12 protein-coding genes are annotated in these 18,312 nt (G+C 75.8%); 2 read left to right on the forward strand and 10 right to left on the reverse strand.

The annotated features are described in order from the left end of the window. Nucleotides 1-79: 79 nt before the first annotated feature. On the reverse strand, nt 80-1,357 hold the full coding sequence (locus PP1_RS19525; RefSeq protein ID WP_075314758.1) for a sensor histidine kinase: 1,278 nt from the start codon (nt 1,355-1,357) through the stop codon (nt 80-82). Further along, nucleotides 1,357-2,046 carry a response regulator transcription factor gene (locus PP1_RS19530; protein ID WP_010229499.1) on the reverse strand — a complete coding sequence of 230 codons (690 nt, stop codon included), beginning with the start codon at nt 2,044-2,046 and terminating at the stop codon, nt 1,357-1,359. The genes PP1_RS19525 and PP1_RS19530 overlap by 1 nt, the downstream gene beginning before the upstream one ends. 104 nt (nt 2,047-2,150) lie before the next feature. On the opposite strand from PP1_RS19530, the gene PP1_RS19535 reads away from it, so the two are divergent. Further along, nucleotides 2,151-2,672 (forward strand): hypothetical protein, encoded by a 522-nt coding sequence (locus tag PP1_RS19535; RefSeq protein ID WP_010229496.1) that lies wholly within the window; start codon nt 2,151-2,153, stop codon nt 2,670-2,672. Between the two features lie 13 nt (nt 2,673-2,685). On the opposite strand, the gene sbnB is transcribed toward PP1_RS19535, so the two are convergent. From sbnB to PP1_RS19555, 4 genes are read right to left on the reverse strand one after another with little or no spacing between them, the layout of a single operon-like run. Beyond that, complete coding sequence (gene sbnB / locus PP1_RS19540) at nt 2,686-3,753, reverse strand: 2,3-diaminopropionate biosynthesis protein SbnB (RefSeq protein WP_010229493.1); 1,068 nt, start codon at nt 3,751-3,753, stop codon at nt 2,686-2,688. Further along, complete coding sequence (locus PP1_RS19545; protein WP_010229490.1) at nt 3,750-4,727, reverse strand: TauD/TfdA family dioxygenase; 978 nt, start codon at nt 4,725-4,727, stop codon at nt 3,750-3,752. The genes sbnB and PP1_RS19545 overlap by 4 nt, the downstream gene beginning before the upstream one ends. Nucleotides 4,728-4,750: 23 nt before the next feature. After that, nucleotides 4,751-8,035 (reverse strand): non-ribosomal peptide synthetase, encoded by a 3,285-nt coding sequence (locus PP1_RS19550; protein ID WP_083697255.1) that lies wholly within the window; start codon nt 8,033-8,035, stop codon nt 4,751-4,753. A 43-nt stretch (nt 8,036-8,078) separates the two neighbouring features. Continuing rightward, nucleotides 8,079-12,221: a Pls/PosA family non-ribosomal peptide synthetase gene (locus PP1_RS19555; protein WP_010231513.1), complete on the reverse strand. Its 4,143-nt coding sequence runs from the start codon at nt 12,219-12,221 to the stop codon at nt 8,079-8,081. Nucleotides 12,222-12,630: 409 nt separating this feature from the next. On the opposite strand from PP1_RS19555, the gene sbnA reads away from it, so the two are divergent. Beyond that, nucleotides 12,631-13,608: a 2,3-diaminopropionate biosynthesis protein SbnA gene (gene sbnA, locus PP1_RS19560; RefSeq protein ID WP_010231511.1), complete on the forward strand. Its 978-nt coding sequence runs from the start codon at nt 12,631-12,633 to the stop codon at nt 13,606-13,608. A 14-nt stretch (nt 13,609-13,622) separates the two neighbouring features. Here the strand turns inward: sbnA and PP1_RS19565 are convergent, their stop codons facing one another. From PP1_RS19565 to PP1_RS19580, 4 genes are all read right to left on the reverse strand, one after another. Further along, nucleotides 13,623-15,533 (reverse strand): sensor histidine kinase, encoded by a 1,911-nt coding sequence (locus PP1_RS19565; protein WP_075314756.1) that lies wholly within the window; start codon nt 15,531-15,533, stop codon nt 13,623-13,625. Further along, complete coding sequence (locus PP1_RS19570) at nt 15,530-16,861, reverse strand: HAMP domain-containing histidine kinase (RefSeq protein WP_139323978.1); 1,332 nt, start codon at nt 16,859-16,861, stop codon at nt 15,530-15,532. Before PP1_RS19570 ends, PP1_RS19565 begins: the two co-directional genes overlap by 4 nt. Before the next feature lie 75 nt (nt 16,862-16,936). Beyond that, nucleotides 16,937-17,599 (reverse strand): response regulator transcription factor, encoded by a 663-nt coding sequence (locus tag PP1_RS19575; RefSeq protein WP_075297857.1) that lies wholly within the window; start codon nt 17,597-17,599, stop codon nt 16,937-16,939. Beyond that, nucleotides 17,590-18,207 carry a histidine kinase gene (locus PP1_RS19580; protein WP_010224141.1) on the reverse strand — a complete coding sequence of 206 codons (618 nt, stop codon included), beginning with the start codon at nt 18,205-18,207 and terminating at the stop codon, nt 17,590-17,592. The genes PP1_RS19575 and PP1_RS19580 overlap by 10 nt, the downstream gene beginning before the upstream one ends. Nucleotides 18,208-18,312 lie beyond the last annotated feature (105 nt).

Consider the following 18,312-nt stretch of genomic DNA (forward strand, 5'->3'; position numbering starts at 1 on the left):
CAGGGAGAACGATGCCGCCCCGGAGGACAAGGCCGCGCTGTGCGAGTCCTAAGGCGACCTCAAGACCGTCGGGAAGGGATCACTCCGCCGGTGCCGCGAGCTCCAGCTCGACCTGCAGGCCCCCGCCGGGCGGGGAGTGCAGGGCGAGCCGGCCGCCCCCGGAGTCGGCCGTGCGGCGGGCGATGTCGAGGCCGAGCCCGGTCGAGCCCCCGCCGCTGACCCCCCGCGACGTCGGGTCGGAGCCCGGGGGCAGCCCGGGCCCGTGGTCGGTGACGACGAGCCGGGCCCCGCCGCGGGACCGGCCGGTGAGCTCGATCCCGAACGCCGTCCCGTCCGGGGTGTGGGCGAACACGTTGCCCAGCAGCGCGTCCACGCAGGCCTCGAGGTCGCCGCGGGCGCAGCCGACCGGCAGCGGGCCGTCGGCGAGGTCCAGGGTGACGGCGCGGTCGGTGTCCTCGGCGAGCACCTGCCAGAACTCCACCCGTTCCCGGACGACGGCGGCGGCGTCGGCGGACCGGCTCTCCCCGCCCCGGCGCCGGGCCTGCTCGATCGCCCCGGTGACCGCCCGCTGTACACCGTCCACACCGGACGAGATGCGGGCCGACTCGTCGGGGTCCCGCAGCGCCTCGGCGTCGAGCCGCAGCGCGGTGAGCGGGGTGCGGACCCGGTGGGCGAGGTCGGCGACGTTCTCCCGCTCCTCCTTGAGCAGCTCCGAGATCCGTCCTGCCAGCCCGTTCAGCGCCCCGGCGACGACGCCCAGCTCGGCGGGGGCCTCCGGATCGGCGCGGGCCGACAGGTCGCCGCGGGCGAGCCGCTCCGAGACCTCGGACAGGTCGGTGGTCGCGTCGACGAGGGTGCGGGCCAGCCGGTCGGCGACGAGCAGGCCACCGGCGAGGAGGACGACCGACAGCCCGGCGAGCAGCAGCCAGGACCGGACGACGCCGCGGTACAGCTCGTCGTCGGGCACGAAGACCCGGATCGCGGCGTTCCCGGCGGGCGTGCCCTGCACGGCGAAGACCATCTCCCGGCCGCCGGGCGCGTCGGTCGACGCGCTCTGCCCGAGCAGGCCGAGCTCCACCAGCCGGCTGCGCGGTGCGGGCGCGCCGACGATGTCGCCGCCGGGCAGGAACACCGAGACGTCGGTGACGTCCGCGGCGTCGGCGCCCTGCACGACGGGCTGCATCGCGGCGCGGTCCCCGGTCGCGACGGTCGGGGTCAGCGACCGGGCCTGCGAGATGGCCCCCGACAGCGCGGAGTCCTCCGCGACGGAACGGATGAGCGTGGCCAGCGGGATCGCGAACGCGACCAGCACCAGCAGCACCGTCGCACCGACCAGGACGAGGATCCGGCGGCGCATCAGGCGTCACCGGTGGGTGCGGAGAGCCGGACCCCGACCCCGCGCACCGAGTGGAGGTAGCGCGCGGCCTGCGCGGTCTCCCCGAGCTTGCGCCGCAACCACGACAGGTGGACGTCGACGGTCTTGTCCGCGCCGCCGTAGGGCTGCTGCCACACCTCGGTGACCAGCTCCCGCTTGCTGACGACCTGGTCCGCCCGGGCGGCGAGGTAGTGCAGCAGGTCGAACTCGCGCGGGGTGAGCTCCAGCTCGCCGCCGTCGAGGTGCGCGCGGCGCGACCGCGGGTCCACCGACAACCCCCCGACGACGACCGTCGGGTCCGGCGTCCCGTCGCCGAGCCGCCGCAGGACGGCCCGGATGCGGGCGTCGAGCTGCGCGGCGGCGAACGGCTTGACCAGGTAGTCGTCCGCGCCGGCGTCGAGGACGGCGACGATCTCGGACTCGTCGTCCCTGGCGGTCGCGACGATCACCGGGACCGAGCTGGCGCCGCGCAGCATCCGCAGCATCGTGGTGCCGTCCATGTCGGGCAGCCCGAGGTCGAGCACCACCAGGTCGGGCCGGGTGCCGACGGCGGACTCGAGGCCGGCCATCGCGGTGGGGGCGGAGTCGACGGCGTGCCCGCGCTCGGAGAGGCCCCGGATCAGGGCTCCGCGGATGCCGGGGTCGTCCTCGACGATCAGGATCTGGGCCACGGGGACCGAACCTATCCGCCGCGACGGGCGGGACGGGACGTCCTGGGTGTCGTTTGTGTCCCTATTAGGGATGCGTTAACCCGGGGCCGGGGCATGCTGTCGGCATGGACCGATCGACGAAGCGCACCGCGCGGCCCGGGCTCCAGGTCGGGCTCTGGATCGCGGCGGCCGTCGGCGCGCTGGTGCTCGGGATGACGGCGGTCGGGACGATCGGTTCCGGCCTCGGTGGCGACAGCGGGACGCAGCCGCTCGCGGCCGAGGAGATCGAGGCACGGCTCGCGCGGCAGGTGGCCGCGGAGCCCGGGGCGGGGGCGGCACCGCCCGCACCGCAGCAGCCCGCCGCCCAGCAGCCCGCGGCGCCACAGCCCGCGGCGCAGCAGCCCGCGGGGAAGCCCCCGCCCGCCGTCGTGCCCGCCGGACCGGGCGGGACGATCCTCGCCCGCTGTGCCGGCACCACCCCGGAGGTGGTGTCGGTGAACCCGGCCCAGGGCTTCGAGCGCGACGACGACGATGACGCCGGCCCGGGCCGGGTGGGCCTCGACGGCGACGACGTCGACGTCGTCGTGGCCCTGAGCTGCGCGGACGGTGTCCCCTCCGGTCAGGTGACGGTCCTCGCCGAGGACTGATCCCGCCGCGGCGTCACCCGTGCCTGCTCCGTTCGTGGAAGAAGTCCTCGACCACGGCGAGCTCGCCGGTCCGGGCGATCTCGTCGTGCACGAACCGGCCGACCGCGAGGTCGAGCACGCCCAGCCCGAACGGGGAGAACACCACCGTCCGGTCGGCGGGCACCCGGACCCGGCCGGACATGACGTCGTCGAGCGTCCCGTCGAGGAAGTCCCGGTTCCCGGTCGCCTGCTCCACCAGGTGCGGTGAGGTGTCCGCCTTCAGGCAGTGCTCGACGTCGTCGACGACGTTCGCGGACGCGAGCAGGACCTCCGGCGCGAGATCGCGCAGCGACACGTTGAGCACCAGCGGGGCGTGCGAGAACCAGCCGGGATCGTCGACGTACGGGCGGGCCGCGACGGTGGCGAACACGACCAGGTCGCTGCCGCGGACGAGCGACCCGGCGTCGTCGTGCACCGTGATCCGGCCGCCCGCCCCGGACCGCTCCAGGTAGCCGCGGAACCCGGCCGCGCTGTCGGCGGACAGGTCGTGCACGCCGATCTCGTCGAACTCCCAGCCGGTCCCGGCCAGGAAGGTGTGGATGTAGCGGGCGATCAGCCCGGTCCCGACGAACCCGACCCTCAGCGGCCGGTCCCGGTCACGGGACAGCCGGTCGGCGGCCAGCGCCGCGGACGCCGCGGTGCGGGTGGCGCTGATGATCGAGCTCTCCAGTACCGCGAACGGGTAGCCGGTCGCCGGGTCGTTGAGGATCAGCACGGCGGAGGCCCGCGGGAGTCCGGACGCGACGTTGCCCGGGAAGCTGGAGATCCACTTCAGGCCGTCCACCCGGGACGGGCCCCCGATCGACGCGGGCAGCGCGATGATCCGCGAGGCCGGCCGGTCCGGGAACCGCAGGAAGTACGACGGCGGGTTGACCGAGTCCCCGGCCCCGTGCAGCCGGTAGGTGTCCGCCACGAGGTCGACGATCTCGCGCTCGCGGCCCTGCAGTACCCGGCGGACCTGGCCGCCGGAGATCACCGAGAACGGCGGCGGGTCGAGCGTCTCCCCGGCCCCGGCGGCGGCGTTCTCCTGCACGTCGGTCATCGCAGGTCACCCGCCCGCACCGGGTCGCCGAGGCCGACGAGGATCTCGCGGGGGCCGTCGAACGGGTCGCGGCCGTGCGCGGTCCGGATGTTGTCGACGAGCAGCATGTCGCCCGCCTGCCAGGGTTCGCGCAGGGTGTGCTGCTCGTAGGTGCCGGTGAGCAGCTCGACGACGTCCCGGTCGATCGGGTCGCCGTTGCCGAACCGGGTGGTGAACGGCAGCCCGTCCGGCCCGTAGACGTCGACCAGGTAGTCGCGCACCTCGGGCTCCATCGTCCACTCGTTGAGGAACGCGATCTGGTTGAACCAGCACCGCCGCCCGGTGACCGGGTGCGTCAGTACGGCGCGGCGGTGCTGCCGGGTGCGCAGGCCACCGCCGGGCTGCCAGGCGAACTCGATCCCGGCGGCCCGGCAGTACGCCTCGACGGCGGCCGGGTCGCCGGTGCCGAACGAGTCGGCCACCGAGGCCCCGATCTCGTCGTTGTAGGTGCGGACCAGCTGCCAGCCCTCCCGCTCGAAGCGGCCGACGAGGTCCGGTGGCAACGCCTCCAGCACCGCCGACGAGTCCGCGACCCCGGTCGTGCCGCCGGAGGCCGGGGCGACCAGGCAGGCGAACAGCATCATCGAGGGGAACTCGGCGGCGTAGCTCAGCTCGTGGTGCATGCACATCTGCTGGCCGGCGGGCCACGGCGTGGCCGAGTAGACGCCATCGGCGTACACGGTGCGGGCGGCGAACGCCTCCCGCTCGGGCATGAGGGCGTCGGACAGCCCGCGGAAGACGCCCTCGACGTCGGCGGTGCCGGCCAGCCCGAAACCGCGGACCAGGACCGCGCCGTGCTCGGTCACCAGCCCGCGCAGGGCGGCCCGGAAGTCCTCCCAGGCCATGCCGCGGACGGCGTCGGCAGGCAGCAGCGGTGGCCGGCCCGGGCGCAGTTCGACCTCGAGCCGGGCTGAGGGGACGGAGGAGGTGGACATCGGTTCTCCCTTCGGTCGGTGGGTCAGGACGCCGGGTGGGCGGTGACGGCCCGGGCCGCGTCGGCCGGACGGGTGCGCAGGAAGTGGTGGCCCCCGCCGGGGAGCTCGACCAGCTCGACCGGGCCGGCGAGCGCCGCCCAGCCGTCGTAGAGGTCCGGGTAGCCGGTCGTGCTCGGGTCGTCCGCGGCGACGACGACCGTCACCGGCGCGGCCACCGGCCCGGCGGGCGGGGCCTCCAGCAGCTCGGCGAGCAGCAGGTTGGCCGAGCGGTGGTCGTGCCGGTAGGCGGCGCCGACCCGGGCCGCCCGCGGCGCGTCCAGCCCGCCGAGGCCGGGGTGCCCGCCCTCGGCGACCGGGCCCGCGGCGACCTCGGCGTCGTCCAGCGAGGTCAGCGCCGCGACCGCGGCCCGCCGGGCCGCGGGGGACCCGGGCAGCTGCGCGCCGGCGAACACCCGGTCGACGGCCGTCCCGCGCGTCTCCAGCGCCCGGGCGGTCTCCAGTGCGAACGCGGCACCCGCCGAGTGCCCCCAGAGCAGGACCCGGCCCGGCGCGAGCGCGACGATCTCGTCGGCGACCCGGGCCGCGACGTCGCCGAGCTCGGCGAACGGCCGGGGCTCGGCCGCGTCGAGGTCGTGCCCGGGCAGCTCCACGGCGTGCACTGCGAGACCGCTGCCGCGCAGCTCCGCCGCCATCGGCCGGTAGCTCACCGCGTTGCCGCCGGCGTAGGGGAAGCACACCAGCAGCCCGGTCGCGGACGGGTCGTCCAGCAGCGGGAGCAGCAGCCCGGTGGGTGCCTCCACCCGGCCGTCGACGACCGCGGCCAGGTCGGCGAGCACGGGGTGGCGGGTGATGTCGGCCAGCGACACCACGCGGTCCAGTCCGATCACGACCTTCACCGCGGACAGCGACGTCCCGCCGAGGTCGAAGAAGTGGTCCCGGCGGTCGATCCCGTCGGGCGGCAGGTCCAGCACCCGGGCGACGACGCCGGCGATCCGCTGCTCGGTGGGGCCCTGCGGGGGCTCGTGGCCGTCGCCGGGCCCCGCGGTGTCCCCGGCGTCCGTCTCCGCGGCGATCGCGGCGAGCGCCTTCGTGTCGACCTTGCTGTTGGCGGTCAGCGGCAGCGCGTCGCGGTGGTGGAACACCGACGGGACCATGTAGCCGGGCAGCGACGCCGCCAGCCGTTCGCGGAGCAGGACGTCCTCGATCGGGGCGCCGGACGCGTAGAACGCCACCAGGTGCTTGTTCCCGCCGGCCCGCTCGGCGACGACGACCGCCGCGTCCCGCACGCCGGGGACGCGGGCGAGGGTGTTCTCGATCTCGCCGATCTCGATGCGGAACCCGCGGATCTTCACCTGGGTGTCGCGGCGGCCGAGGAACTCCAGGGTGCCGTCCGGGAGCCACCGGCCGTGGTCGCCGCTGCGGTAGAGCCGCTGCCCGGGCCGGTACGGGTCGGTGGTGAAGACCTGCCGGGTCCGCTCGGGGTCGCCGACGTAGCCCCGGCCGACGCAGACGCCGGAGCAGACGATCTCGCCGGGCGCGCCGAGCGGGACCGGCACCAGGTCGTCGTCGACGACCCGGACGGCGGTGTTGCGCACCGGCAGGCCCAGCGGGACGCGGCCGTGCGCCGGCAGCCGGTCGAGGACGGCGTGGGTGATGTCGTCCGAGGTCTCGGTCAGGCCGTAGGCGTTGGCGATCCGCACGCCCGGCCGGGCCGCGAACCAGCGCGCCGCGAGCTCGGGCTTGAGCGCCTCCCCGGTCGTCGACACGGTGTGCAGGTCCGGCAGGTCGCGCGGGTTCGCGTCCAGGTAGGACAGCACGACCTCCAGGTAGGAGGGCACGACCTGGACGACGTCGACCCGGGCGTCCGCGAGCCGGTCGGTGTACCGGGCGACGTCGAGGATCAGCTCCTGCTCGACGATCACGGTCCGCCCGCCGACGAGCAGCGCCGCCATCAGCTGCCACAGCGAGATGTCGAAGCACTGCGGCGCGGTCTGGGCGACCGCCTGCCCCTCCCCGACCCCCAGGTCCTCGATCTTCGCGAACAGGTGGTTGAGCATCCCGGCGTGCTCGCACATGGCGCCCTTCGGGACGCCGGTCGAGCCGGAGGTGAAGTACAGGTACGCGAGCCGGTCCGGACCGATCTCCAGGCCGGGGTCGGTGCCGGGGAGCGCGTCGAGGGCGGGGTCGTCGATGTCGACGGTGCCGACGGTGCCGCTGCCGGGCAGTGTCGCCAGCGCCCCGTCGAGGTTCGTCGTGCTCCCCCGCTCGGTGAGCACCAGCCGGCAGCCGGCGCGGGACAGCGTCGTCGCGATCCGCTCGGACGGGAAGTGCGGCTCGATCGGGAGGTAGGCGCCACCGGCCTTGAACACCGCGAGGACCGACGCCATCCAGCCGAGGTTCCGTTCGGTCACCACCGCGACCGGGTCCTCCGGCGCGAGCCCGCGGTCCAGCAGGGCCCTGGCCAGCCGGTTCGCCCGGGTGTTGAGTTCGCGGTAGGTCCACCGCACGTCTCCGAGCTCCGCGGCGACGGCGTCCGGGTGGGCCGCGACCCGCCGCTCGACGAGCTCGTGGAACCGGGCGTCCGGCAGCTCGCGGTCGGGACCGTCCCGCTCGGTGAGCTGGTGGTGCAGCTCGTCGTCGGCGAGCAGGGAGCGCCGGGCGGGGGCGGCGTCCGGCTCCGCGGTGAGCGCGGCCAGCGCCGTGAGGTGGTAGCCGGCGATCCGCGCGGCGAACCCGGCGTCGGCGACGTCGGTGCGGAAGCGCAGCCGCAGCAGCGGCCCGTCGGAGCCGGTCACCACGCCGACGGTCAGCACGACGTCGCCGGTGGGGTCGCCCGGGTCGCCGTACGGGTCGAGGACGGTCTCGAACCCGGCGTCCTCCGGGACCGCGGGGTTCTCCCCGGCCGCCTCCACCAGGTCCCGCCAGGACCCTGCGGTGGTGTCGAGCCGCCGGGCCACGGGGGCCGCGCCCGCCGCGCCGCGGACACCGGTCACGATCCCCGTCTCGCCGGACAGCGCCGCGAGGACCCGGGCGTGCGCGGCGAGCAGGGCGGCCGGCCCGACCGGCCCGTCGGTGGGCAGCGCGACGTCGGCGACGCCCGTGCCGGGGACCGGATCGGTCGTCCAGCGGGGGATCCGGGTGGCGGGTGCCCGCGTCCCGGACGGAGGTGACGGGGGCGCGGCCGGGCCGGGCCCGTCCGGCGTGGCGGCCGGCGGGACCGGGAGCGCGGACGCCGGCGGTGCGGTGCCCGGTGTGACGGGAGGCGCGGGCCGGCCCGGCGGGGTCGGCAGAGCGGGCCGGGTGGTCATCGGATCGTCCTCTCGGGAGGTGGGATCGGGTGGGGCCGGCGCATCAGGCGGCCTGCCGGACCGGTGGCGCGGGCGGTACCGCACCGGCGGGGGCGGGGCGCCCGGAACGGATCTCGCCCGCCGGGTTGCCGCCCCAGTACGCCCTGGCGGGCACCTCCTCGCCCTTCATCAGGAAGGAGTCGGCGGCGATCTCCGCGTCCGCGCCGATCCGCACGCCGTAGTGGACGAACGCCGCGACCCCGAGGGTCACACCGGAGTCGAGGACGGTCCGGTCGGACTTGAACGCGCCGTCCTCCTGCGAGTGGCACTGGACGATGCTCCCGGCGTTCAGCGTGCAGCCGTCGCCGATCGCGGTGAAGGAGCGCTCGGTGAGGAAGCAGCCGTCGTCGAACACGCGACGGCCGATCCGGACGCCCAGGAGCCGCCAGAGCACGGCCTTGAACGGGGTGCCGTCGAAGGTCGGGAAGTACGACTCGGACGGGATCTTCCAGGCGCGCTCGTGCCGCCAGAACGTGAGGTCGTAGATCGAGCAGCCGTCCGGGGCGAGGGTCTGCATGTGCTCGGTCGCCCGCTCGACCAGGACGAAGAACGCGACGGTGAACAGCAGCGTCGCCGCCGGCAGCGGCAGGAACGCCCACACCCCGACGGTGCGGGACAGCTCCCACGCCGCGGTGGCCAGCAGGAGCACACCGGTCAGGTGCAGCCAGCGGGTCAGCAGGCGCAACAGGATGCTCACCTCGTTGTGCGCGTCCTTCTCGGCCAGCTGCCGGTGCAGCTCGTCCTCCGGCAGCTCCAGGCCGGTGTCCCGCTCCACCGAGCGGGGGATCTCGAAGCACGGCGAGCCGAGCAGGCCGACACCCTCCCGGACCGGCCCGTCGATCGGGACCATCACCTTCGTCGCGAGCAGGCAGTTGTCGCCGGTGCGGCCCTGCGGCGGGTAGGCGATGTTGTTGCCGAGGAAGTTGTCGGCGCCGATCGACACCCGCGACACCCGGAACGACGACGCCGAGTAGTCGGTGGTGATCATCGACAGCCCGTCCGCGACGACCGTGCCCCGCCCGACCGAGCAGTGGTACGGGGACCCGTGCCGGACCGCCATCCCGAAGTTCGAGCCGGTCTGGACGACCGGGGTGAGCCGGTACCCCAGCCAGCGCAGGTAGCCCACGACGAACGACGAGTCGCCGAACAGCTCGGTGAAGAACTTCCGGTTGGTGCTCCCGGACACCAGCCCGTGCAGCCAGTGGTGGACGCCGTGCAGCCGGTACACCCGGTCCGGGCGCACCAGGAGCGCCGGCAGCCGCGGGACGGTGCCCACCGCCAGCAGCGCGAGGAGGGTGCCCCCGGCGAACATCAGCGTCGAGGCCAGCAGCACCTCGGCGTACCACCCGGGTGCGGTGAACGCCGGGGTGCCGGTGTCGGCGAGCGCGCCGACCGGGGTGAGGGTGAGCAGCAGGGCCGCCCCGCCGAGGACCAGCGGCATGCCCACGAGGAGCGGGACCAGCAGCTGCATCCCGGCGAACAGCGCCCGGCGCAGCGCGGAGCAGGGCAGCGCCGGGACGACGCGGTAGTCGGTGTCCGTCCGGCGGGCCGGCGACCCGTGCCAGCGTTCCCCGGCCGGGACCACCTGCCCGGTGTGCAGCGACGAGGTGTGCCCGAGCTGGCCGCCGTCGCCGATCGCCGTGCCGATGTCGAGCACCGTCTTCTCCCCGACGACCACGTCCCGGCCGAGCGTGACGGGCCCGATCTGGACGACCCCGTCGCGCGCCCGGTAGCCGGACAGGAACGAGTCCTTGCGGACGACGGTGTCCCGCCCGATCGAGAGGAGGTCGGTGCACACCGGCACCTGCCGGGTCAGCACCGTGACGCCGCCGCCGATCCGCGCCCCCAGCGCGCGGAGGTGGAACACGTAGACCGGCGAGCCCACGAAGAGCGCGAGCGGGCTGGACCGGATCAGCGACCGGACGAACCAGAACCGCAGGTAGGCCATGCTCCAGACGCGGATCTGCTGGGGCCGCCACCGGCCCACCAGCAGCCACTTGGCCGCGATCGGCACGGCGCACAGCAGCACGAACGTCGCTCCGGCGAAGGCCACCACCCGCAGGTAGACCTCGACCGGCCCGGTGCCCGCCAGCGCCCACTCGAGGCCCCGGTAGGTCATCAGCATCGGCAGCGCCGGGTAGAGCAGGAACACCAGCGCCTGCAGGGTGCCGCAGAGCGCGTGCCGCGGCGTGCCGACCGGGTCGGGCAGCGCGATCTCGCCGTCCGGGGCCTGCTGCGCCGGCTCACCGCCACCGGACCCGGGACCGGCCAGGCCCAGCCCGGCCGCGAGCTCGCGCACGGTGCCGTACCGGTACACGTCCTTGATCGAGACCGGGGGCAGGTCCACCCGCTTGCGCAGGACCGCGCAGAACCGGGCCATCGTCATGGAGTCGGCGCCGAGGTCGTCGAAGAAGTGCTGGTCGGGCCCCACCGGGGCGCCCAGCACCCCGGCCAGCGCCTCCAGCAGGCTCCGCTGGGCCGGGCTGGACCCGTCGTCGGCGACGGCCGCGGCCAGCGCCCGGGCCGTCGGGTACCGGTAGACGTCCTTCATCGAGACCGGCGGCAGGTCGTCGCGGCCGCGCAGCGTCGCGCAGAACCGGGCCATCGTCATGGAGTCGGCGCCGAGGTCGTCGAAGAAGTGCTGGTCGGGACCCACCGGCGCGCCCAGGACACCGGACAGCACCTCGGTCAGCGTCGTCGTCGGACCGGCGGCCGGCGCGCTCTCCGGGACCGGGGCGGGTGCGGCGGCGGCCACGGTGGCCGGAGCCGGGTCGAGCGCGGTCCGCGGCCCGTAGCGGTCCCGGTCCCGGTCCCGCCCGCCGACCCGGCCGAGGTACTCCAGCTCACCGGCGGCGTTGACCCGGCCCAGGTCCCCGGTCCGGTAGATGCGCCCCGACGGGTTGCCGGGGATCTCCAGGAAGTCCCGGACGAAGACCTGCTCGGTCAGGTCGTCGTGGTTGAGGTAGCCGCAGGCCAGCCCGATCCCGGCGATCCCGATCTCGCCCGCCTGCCCGTGCGGCAGCGCCCGGTGCGGGTCCGCGACGTCGAGGACGACGGTGCTGTAGGTCGGCAGCGGGAGCCCGATCGTCACCGGGCCGACCGGACGCACCTCGGCCCAGGTCGCCGTCACGGTCGCCTCGGTCGGGCCGTAGACGTTCAGCAGCCGCCGGCCCGGCCGGCACCAGCGGCGCAGCTGGTCGGGGCCGGCGTCCTTGCCGCAGACCAGCAGGAAGCGCAGGTCCGGCAGGTCCGCGTCGAGGGTGGCGAGGACCTCCGGGACGGTGCACAGCGCGCTGACCCGGTGCTCGGTGAGGAATGCGGTGAGCGCGGGGCCGAGCAGCGGGGGACCGGGCGGGCGCGGCACCAGTGTCGCCCCGCACGTCCACGGGACCCAGATCTCCTCGACGGCGAAGTCGAACGCGAGGGGCATCCCCTGGTAGACGCGGTCCTCGGTGCGGATGCCGTAGGTCTCCGCGGCGACCTTCACGAAGTTGCCGATGCTCGCGTGGTCGATCGCCACGCCCTCGGGCCTGCCCGACACCGACGCGTAGCTGATGTAGGCGAGCGGGTTGTCGAGGACGCCGCGTTCGGCGTCGATCAGGCGGCGACCGTCGAGCTCGTCGACCAGCGGTGCGACCGCGTCGAGGTGCACGAGCTCCGCACCGCTCGCGGTCAGCAGCTCGATCCGGTCCACCCGCTGCGCCAGGTGCGACAGCGACAGCACGACGGAGGCCCGTGCGTCCTCGACGATGTAGACCAGCCGCCCCGTCGACGCGGTGACGTCCAGGGCGACGTAGGTGGCGCCGATCTTGAGGACGGCGAGCATCGCGACGTGCGCGTGCACCGGCACGTCGATGAGGAGCGCGACCCTGTCCCCGCAGCGCACGCCCCGCATTCGCAGGTAGCGGGCCAGGCGGTTCGCCCGGGCGTCGAGCTCGTCGTAGGTCAGCGACAGCTCGGGGGAGTCCACGGCGAGCCGGTCCGGACGGCCGTAGCTCCGGTTCCAGTCGCACCGCTGCTCGAACAGGTGGTCCAGCCGCTCGTCCCGGCGCACGCGGCGTCCCTGGGGCCGTTCGGTGTCGACCAGCACCAGCTCGGAGATCCGCGGTCCGGGTCCCGGAACCGGTGATCCGGCGTGCTGCGGCACCTGGCCTCCCCCGGGCGACGGGAGGGCACCGGCCGGTTGCCCCCGGTCACTGACGCAGCTCGGAAGGCTGGCACCGGCGTCCGGGCGGGTCAACGGCTGTACGGCGTGCGCGGGGCCCGTATAGCCACTTCTGACGACGGGCGGGCCCGGGACGGTCGGTGCGGACATGGCGCTCCTCGCCGGTGGGGATCGCGGTGACCGGCTGGGGCCGGACATGCCGAGCATCCGCCGCGCGCGGCTCCGGCGGAGCCGGGCGGACCCCCCGTGGGGCGGTGCCCGCACGCGGGTGCTGACCCCACCACGGAACGGGGGGCGCCTCCGGCGGAGCGGGTGTGCACACGATCGAGCGGGAGGCCCCGTGCCGCGACCGTTGACGGCAGTCGCAACGAGCGGAAACGAGGCGAATCCCATGACCGTCATCACCGGCCCCCAGCAGTTCAACCAGGACGACCTGTACGTCGACCTCCGGTCGGTCGTCGGGCACGCCCTGTACCTCAAGTGCGAGGGCTTCAACTTCGCCGGCTCGGTGAAGCTGAAGGCCGCGACCGCGATGATCGAGGCCGCCGAGCGGGACGGGATCCTGCGGCCGGGCTCGTTCCTGGTCGAGTCCTCGTCCGGCAACCTCGGGGTGGCGCTCAGCATGATCGCCGCCAACCGCGGCTACCGGTTCGTGTGCGTGACCGACTCCCGCTGCAACCTGGCGACCCGACGGCTGATGGAGTCGCTGGGCACCGAGGTGCACGTGATCACCGAGCCGGACCCCGAGGGCGGTCTGCTCGGCGCCCGCAAGAACCACGTCCGGGAGCTGTGCGAGTCCGACGAGCGTTTCGTCTGGCTGAACCAGTACGAGAACCCGAACGCCTGGATGGCGCACCACGCCACCACCGGCCCGGCGATCGCCCGCGAGTTCCCGGACGTCGACGTCGTCTTCGTCGGTGCGGGCACCTGCGGCACGCTGATGGGTGTCGCCCGGTTCTTCCGCGAGTGGAACCCGGACGTCCGCATCGTCGCCGTCGACAGCGTCGGCTCGGTGACCTTCGGCGGTCCGGCGTCGCGCCGGATGATCCCGGGCCTGGGCAGCGGTGAGCGTCCGCCACAGCTCGACGAGTCCTACGTCGACGACGTCGTGCTGGTCGAGGAGGCCGACACGGTCCGCACCTGCCACCGCCTGGCCCGTACCGGCTACCTGTTCGGCGGCTCCACCGGCACCGTCGTCAGTGGCGCCGAGGCGTGGCTGGCCGAGCACGGCACGCCGGACACGACCTGCGTCGCGCTGGCGCCGGACCTGGGCGAGCGCTACCTGGACACGATCTACCAGCCGCACTGGGTCGAGGACCTCTACGGCGCCGACGCCCTGGCCGACGAGCCGGCCCTCGCCGCCGCGTGAGACACCGCGCCGGGTCAGCCGGGACGGTCGGCGAGCAGCCGCTCGCAGGTCCGGACCAGCACCGGCGCGGCGTCCCGCACGGTTCCGGTGGCACTCGGGTGCGCCGCCAGCCGCTGCCAGCGGGCCAGTTCGAGTTCGGCCGCGCGGCGGACCTCGTCGGCGCCGGCGTCGGCCGGGAGCCCCAGCCGGGTCCGCGGCGCCACCCCCAGCATCCCCAGCAGCCGCTCGGCGGACGCGCGCAGCTCACCCGGCAGCACCGGGCCGGGCCCGCGCAGGGCCTCGGCCAGCTCCGCCTCCACCAGCTCGTGGGCCTCGGACCGCAGCCGGTCGACGAGGTAGCGCAGCCGGTCGGCACCCCGCGGCACCGGCCGGACGGTGCCCAGCACCTCCTCCAGCGCGGCCAGCGCGGCGCGCGCGCCCCGCATCCGGGCCACGCGGTCGCCCGCCGGGACCCGGCCGAGCGCGTCCGCCGTCGCCCCGAGCGCCGCCGCGTGCGGGGTGCCGGCGTAGACCCCGGCTCCGGTCCGGAGCAGCTCCCCGACCTCGGTCGGGAACCCGTCGGGCGCGCGCCCGGCCCGCCCGTCGGCCCCGTGCTCCGGGAGCTCCGGCTCCTCCGGGTCCACGACGCCCTCGCGGTCCGGGGGCAGCGGCAACGACCACAGGACGGTCGTCCCGGCGCCGGGCGCGGACCGCACCGCGACCGTCCCGCCGACCGCCACCAGCCGCACCGTGAGGTTCCGCAGGCCGCGGCCCTGTCCGCGGGGGGAGCCCGGCCCCGGGTCCGGGACGAAGCCCGGGCCCTCGTCGCGCACCGCCATCCGCAGCGTCGAGTCCCGCTCCGCGATGGTCACGGTCACCGGAGCCCCCGGCGCGTGCTTGCGCGCGTTGTTCACCGCCTCCAGGCAGCAGAAGTACGCGGTGTCGCCGATCCCGTCCGGGTAGCGCCGCCCCGCGGGCACGCCGTCGTGCTCGACGGTCACCGGCGGCTCGGACCCGGCCAGGGTGTCCCGCAGCACGGCGACCAGTCCCTGCCCGGCCAGCACGGCGGAGGAGACCCCGCCGACGGTCTCGGCCAGCACCGCGTCCGCCGCGTCGACCCGCTCCAGCAGCTCGTCCAGACCGGCGCGGGCCTGCTCCGGCCGCCCGGCCGACACCAGGTGCTCGACCAGGCCGAGGCTCAGGCCGAGGCTGACGAGGTGGTGCTGGGCGCCGTCGTGCAGGTCGCGCTCGATCCGGCGCCGCTCGGCGTCCATCGCGGCGACGGCGTCCCGGCGGGCCGCGGCGATCCGCTCGCCGTGCGCCAGCGCCGCCCGCAGCTGGCGCTCCAGCTCGACCGCCGAGCGGTTCGCGTGCACCGCCACCGCGAGTCCGTCGGCGATGTCGGCCAGCAGGGTCGCCCACTCGCCGCGCAGCGCCCGCGCCGCGGCACGGTCCACGGCCAGCTCCCCGAGCTCCTCCTCGCCCAGCCGCACCGGCACCCGGACGAGGGCGTCACCGGTCGCCGCGACGGTGCCCGCCGCCGTCCAGGTGTAGGCGCGGTCCCGCAGCCCGCTCCGGTGGACGGTCAGCCGGCAGGTGGTGGCCCCGACACCGCGGGCGACGGCCTCGGCCGCCCCGGCGAGGTCGGGGGTGTCCGCGGGCGCGGACCGGGACAGCGCGGTCACCCCGGCCAGCACGCCGTAGGGCGTCGGCCGGTCGCCGCGGACCGCACGGTCGACCAGGCGCCGGGCGGCCGTGTACAGCGGCAGGAAACCGGCGGCGACCGGGACGGCGGCGACCACGGCCGCCACCGGGAGCGTCAGGCCGGCGCCGACCAGCACGGCGTGCACCCCCGCGAGGACACCGCCCGCGACGGCCGTCACCAGCACGACCGTCAGCCCGCCGACGAGGACGCGCTCGCCCGGCCGGCCGCGGGGGCCGGTCACGGGAACACCCCGCGGGCCGGTTCGACCAGCGGTTCGAGCCGCTCCGGCAGCCAGGCCCGCACGACGACCGCGCCCGTCCCCGCACCGGTGACGTCGACGGTCCCGCCGAGCGCGTCGAGCCGCTCGGCGTCGATCGCGAGCGCCTCGCCGAGCCCCGCGGTGCCGCCGGTGCCGGGGTCGTCGACCTGGACCGTCAGCCGTCCACCGGCCCGGTCGAACTCCACCGACAGCTCCGGGCCGGGGCGGGCCGCCAGGTGCTGCACCGCCGCCGCGGCCAGGTAGTAGATCCCCGACTCGATCTCCCAGTCTAGCCGCCGGTCGGGCGCCGGTCCCACCCGCACGACCCGCGGGAGGTCGGCGGCCAGCTCCTCCAGCGCCGCCGCCGGGCCCTGGTCGCGCAGCACCGACGGGTAGACGCCGCGGGCGATCGCACGGAAGCGTTCGAGCAGCTCCTCGAGGCCCTCCCGGGTGCGGGCCAGTCCGGCCCGGACGTCGTCGGGCGGGGCACCGGCGGCCAGCTCGCCGCGGGCGCCCTTCAACCCGTCGCGCAGCGCGACGAACCGGCCGGCGGTGGCGTGCGAGAGCTCGCCGACCAGCCGGCGCCGCTCGACGTCGCGGGCCCGGCCGAGACGCTCCCGGGACCGCTGCAGCTCGTCGGCCAGCTCGTCCGCCCGGCGGACCCGCGCCTCCAGCTCGACGCCGTGCTGCACCTCGCGCAGCAGCGCACCGGCGCCGTTCGCGAGGTCGCGCAGCAGCCGCCGGTCGTCCGCGGTGACCGGGGCGTCGGCCTTGCCGATCGCCAGTGCCGCCCGGAGGTGCCCGCCGTCCAGCACCGGCACGACGTGGTCGGTGCCCGGCCGCGCGAGGAGCACGGCGAGCCCCGGCACGGAGACCTCGCCGGTGCCGTCCTCACCGGAGCCGGCCCCGTCCGCGCCGCCCGGCGGGTGCACCGCGGCGGCGACCAGCCGGTCCTCGACGGTCAGCCACACCACGGCCCGCTCGGCGCCGGTGCCCTCGGCGACGGCCCCGGCCAGGCCGGGCAGCGCGGCCGGGAGGCTCCCGGACCGGATCCCGGCGGTGGCGCGGGCGAGGGCCGAGTACGGGGTGGCGGCGCGGCGCGGGTCCAGCCGGCGGGCCCACCGGTCGAGCAGCGGCAGCACCGCGGTGGTGCCGACGGCGGCGAGGGCGGCGGCCACGAACGCGGTGACGACGCCCCGCGGGCCCGGCCCCGCCCACGGCCCCGTGCCGACGACCGGCACGACCACCGCGAGGACACCGGCCCCGACGACGAACGGGGGCACCAGACGTGCTGCCGCGGCCCGTCCCATCCCCACCACCCGCTCCCGGATACGAGCAGCGCAACGCTAGGCCCGGCCGATGCCGCCGGCCAAGGACCGGGCGGCTCAGCCGCCGTCCTGCGAACGGAGGTAGGTGAGCACCGCGAGCACCCGCCGGTGCTGCTCGGCGGTCTCCGCGGTCAGGCCGAGCTTGCCGAAGATGTTCGCGATGTGCTTCTCCACGGCCTTCGGGGTCACGTAGAGCTGCCCGGCGATGCCGGCGTTCGAGCGGCCCTCGGCCATCAGCCGCAGCACGTCGAGCTCCCGCTCGGTCAGCCCGGACAGGGCATCGCGGCGGTCCCCCCGGGGTCGTTCGACCAGGCGTTTCGCCAGCACCGGCTCGATCACGATCTCTCCGTCCCGGATCCGGTCCAGGGTGTCGGTGAGGACCTCGACGCTGCCCACCTTCTCCTTGAGCCGGTAGCCGATCGCGTCGGTGCCGATGTCGAGGATCCGCATCAGGTAGTGCGACTCGGCGTAGTGCGACAGGAACAGCAGGCCCATGTCCGGGTAGAGGGCACGGAGCCGCTCGGCGGTGACCAGCCCGCCGTCGGGCTCCGGGGGCATGCGGATGTCGAGCAGCGCGACGTCGGCCCGTTCCCGGGTGAGGATCGCGACCAGCTCGTCGCCGCCCGCAGCACACCCGACGACCTCGTGCCCGGCCGCCCGCAGCAGCATCAGCAGGCCCTCCCGGAACAACGCCCCGTCCTCGGCCAGCGCTACCCGCACGGGAACCTCGCAGTGATCGTCACGGTGCCGGGGCCGGCTCCCACGGCCGGCCCGGCCGACCCGCCGAGGATCCCGGCGGTGTCCCGGACCCGGGCGGCACCGGCCGGCCGGAGGCCGTCCAGCCGCAGCAGCAGGTCGTGGTGGTCCCGGCGGACGGTCACGACGAGCCGTTCCGCGTGGCACGGGTCCAGCGCCGCGACGACGGCGAAGTAGGCGGCACCCTCGGCGGACGGTCCGAACCGGTCGTCGGGCACCTCGACGGTCACCGGCAGGCCGCGCCGCGCCGACTCCTCGCGCAGCGCCGGGCCGAGCCCGGCCTCGTCGAGCAGCGGCGGGTACAGCTCGGCGGCGATCCCGCGCAGCTCCTGGAGGACCGCGTGCAGCTCGCCCTGGAGGTCGTCGACGGCCCCGTGCAGCTCGACGTCGTCGTCGGGCAGCCGGTGGCGGACCAGCCCGAGCTGCAGCGCGAGCGCCGAGAGCCGCAGCGCGGCGCCGTCGTGGAGCCGGCGTTCCAGCCCACGCCGCTGCGACCACTGGGTCCACCCGGCCGCGGTCCCGCCGTCCGGTGGACCCGCGCCCGTGTCCCGGCACGCGGGATCGACGGTCATGCGCCGAGCGTGCCCCGCCCGGGGTGGTGGCGGAAGCGTGCGGACCCCACCCGGAGGTAGGGACAGCCCCCTTGCGCGTCCCCCGTAACGCCGCGCGCTCTGTGG

This window comes from Pseudonocardia sp. P1 (assembly GCF_000178675.2).
In the GTDB taxonomy this organism is placed as follows: Bacteria; Actinomycetota; Actinomycetes; order Mycobacteriales; family Pseudonocardiaceae; genus Pseudonocardia.

What these genes read in the sequence shown, in the direction of transcription:
- PP1_RS19525 (WP_075314758.1), bottom strand. Translation starts at nt 1,357, where the DNA reads ATGCGCCGCCGGATCCTCGTCCTGGTCGGTGCGACGGTGCTGCTGGTG.
- PP1_RS19535 (WP_010229496.1), top strand. Translation starts at nt 2,151, where the DNA reads ATGGACCGATCGACGAAGCGCACCGCGCGGCCCGGGCTCCAGGTCGGG.
- sbnB (WP_010229493.1), bottom strand. Translation starts at nt 3,753, where the DNA reads ATGACCGACGTGCAGGAGAACGCCGCCGCCGGGGCCGGGGAGACGCTC.
- PP1_RS19545 (WP_010229490.1), bottom strand. Translation starts at nt 4,727, where the DNA reads ATGTCCACCTCCTCCGTCCCCTCAGCCCGGCTCGAGGTCGAACTGCGC.
- PP1_RS19550 (WP_083697255.1), bottom strand. Translation starts at nt 8,035, where the DNA reads ATGACCACCCGGCCCGCTCTGCCGACCCCGCCGGGCCGGCCCGCGCCT.
- sbnA (WP_010231511.1), top strand. Translation starts at nt 12,631, where the DNA reads ATGACCGTCATCACCGGCCCCCAGCAGTTCAACCAGGACGACCTGTAC.
- PP1_RS19570 (WP_139323978.1), bottom strand. Translation starts at nt 16,861, where the DNA reads ATGGGACGGGCCGCGGCAGCACGTCTGGTGCCCCCGTTCGTCGTCGGG.
- PP1_RS19580 (WP_010224141.1), bottom strand. Translation starts at nt 18,207, where the DNA reads ATGACCGTCGATCCCGCGTGCCGGGACACGGGCGCGGGTCCACCGGAC.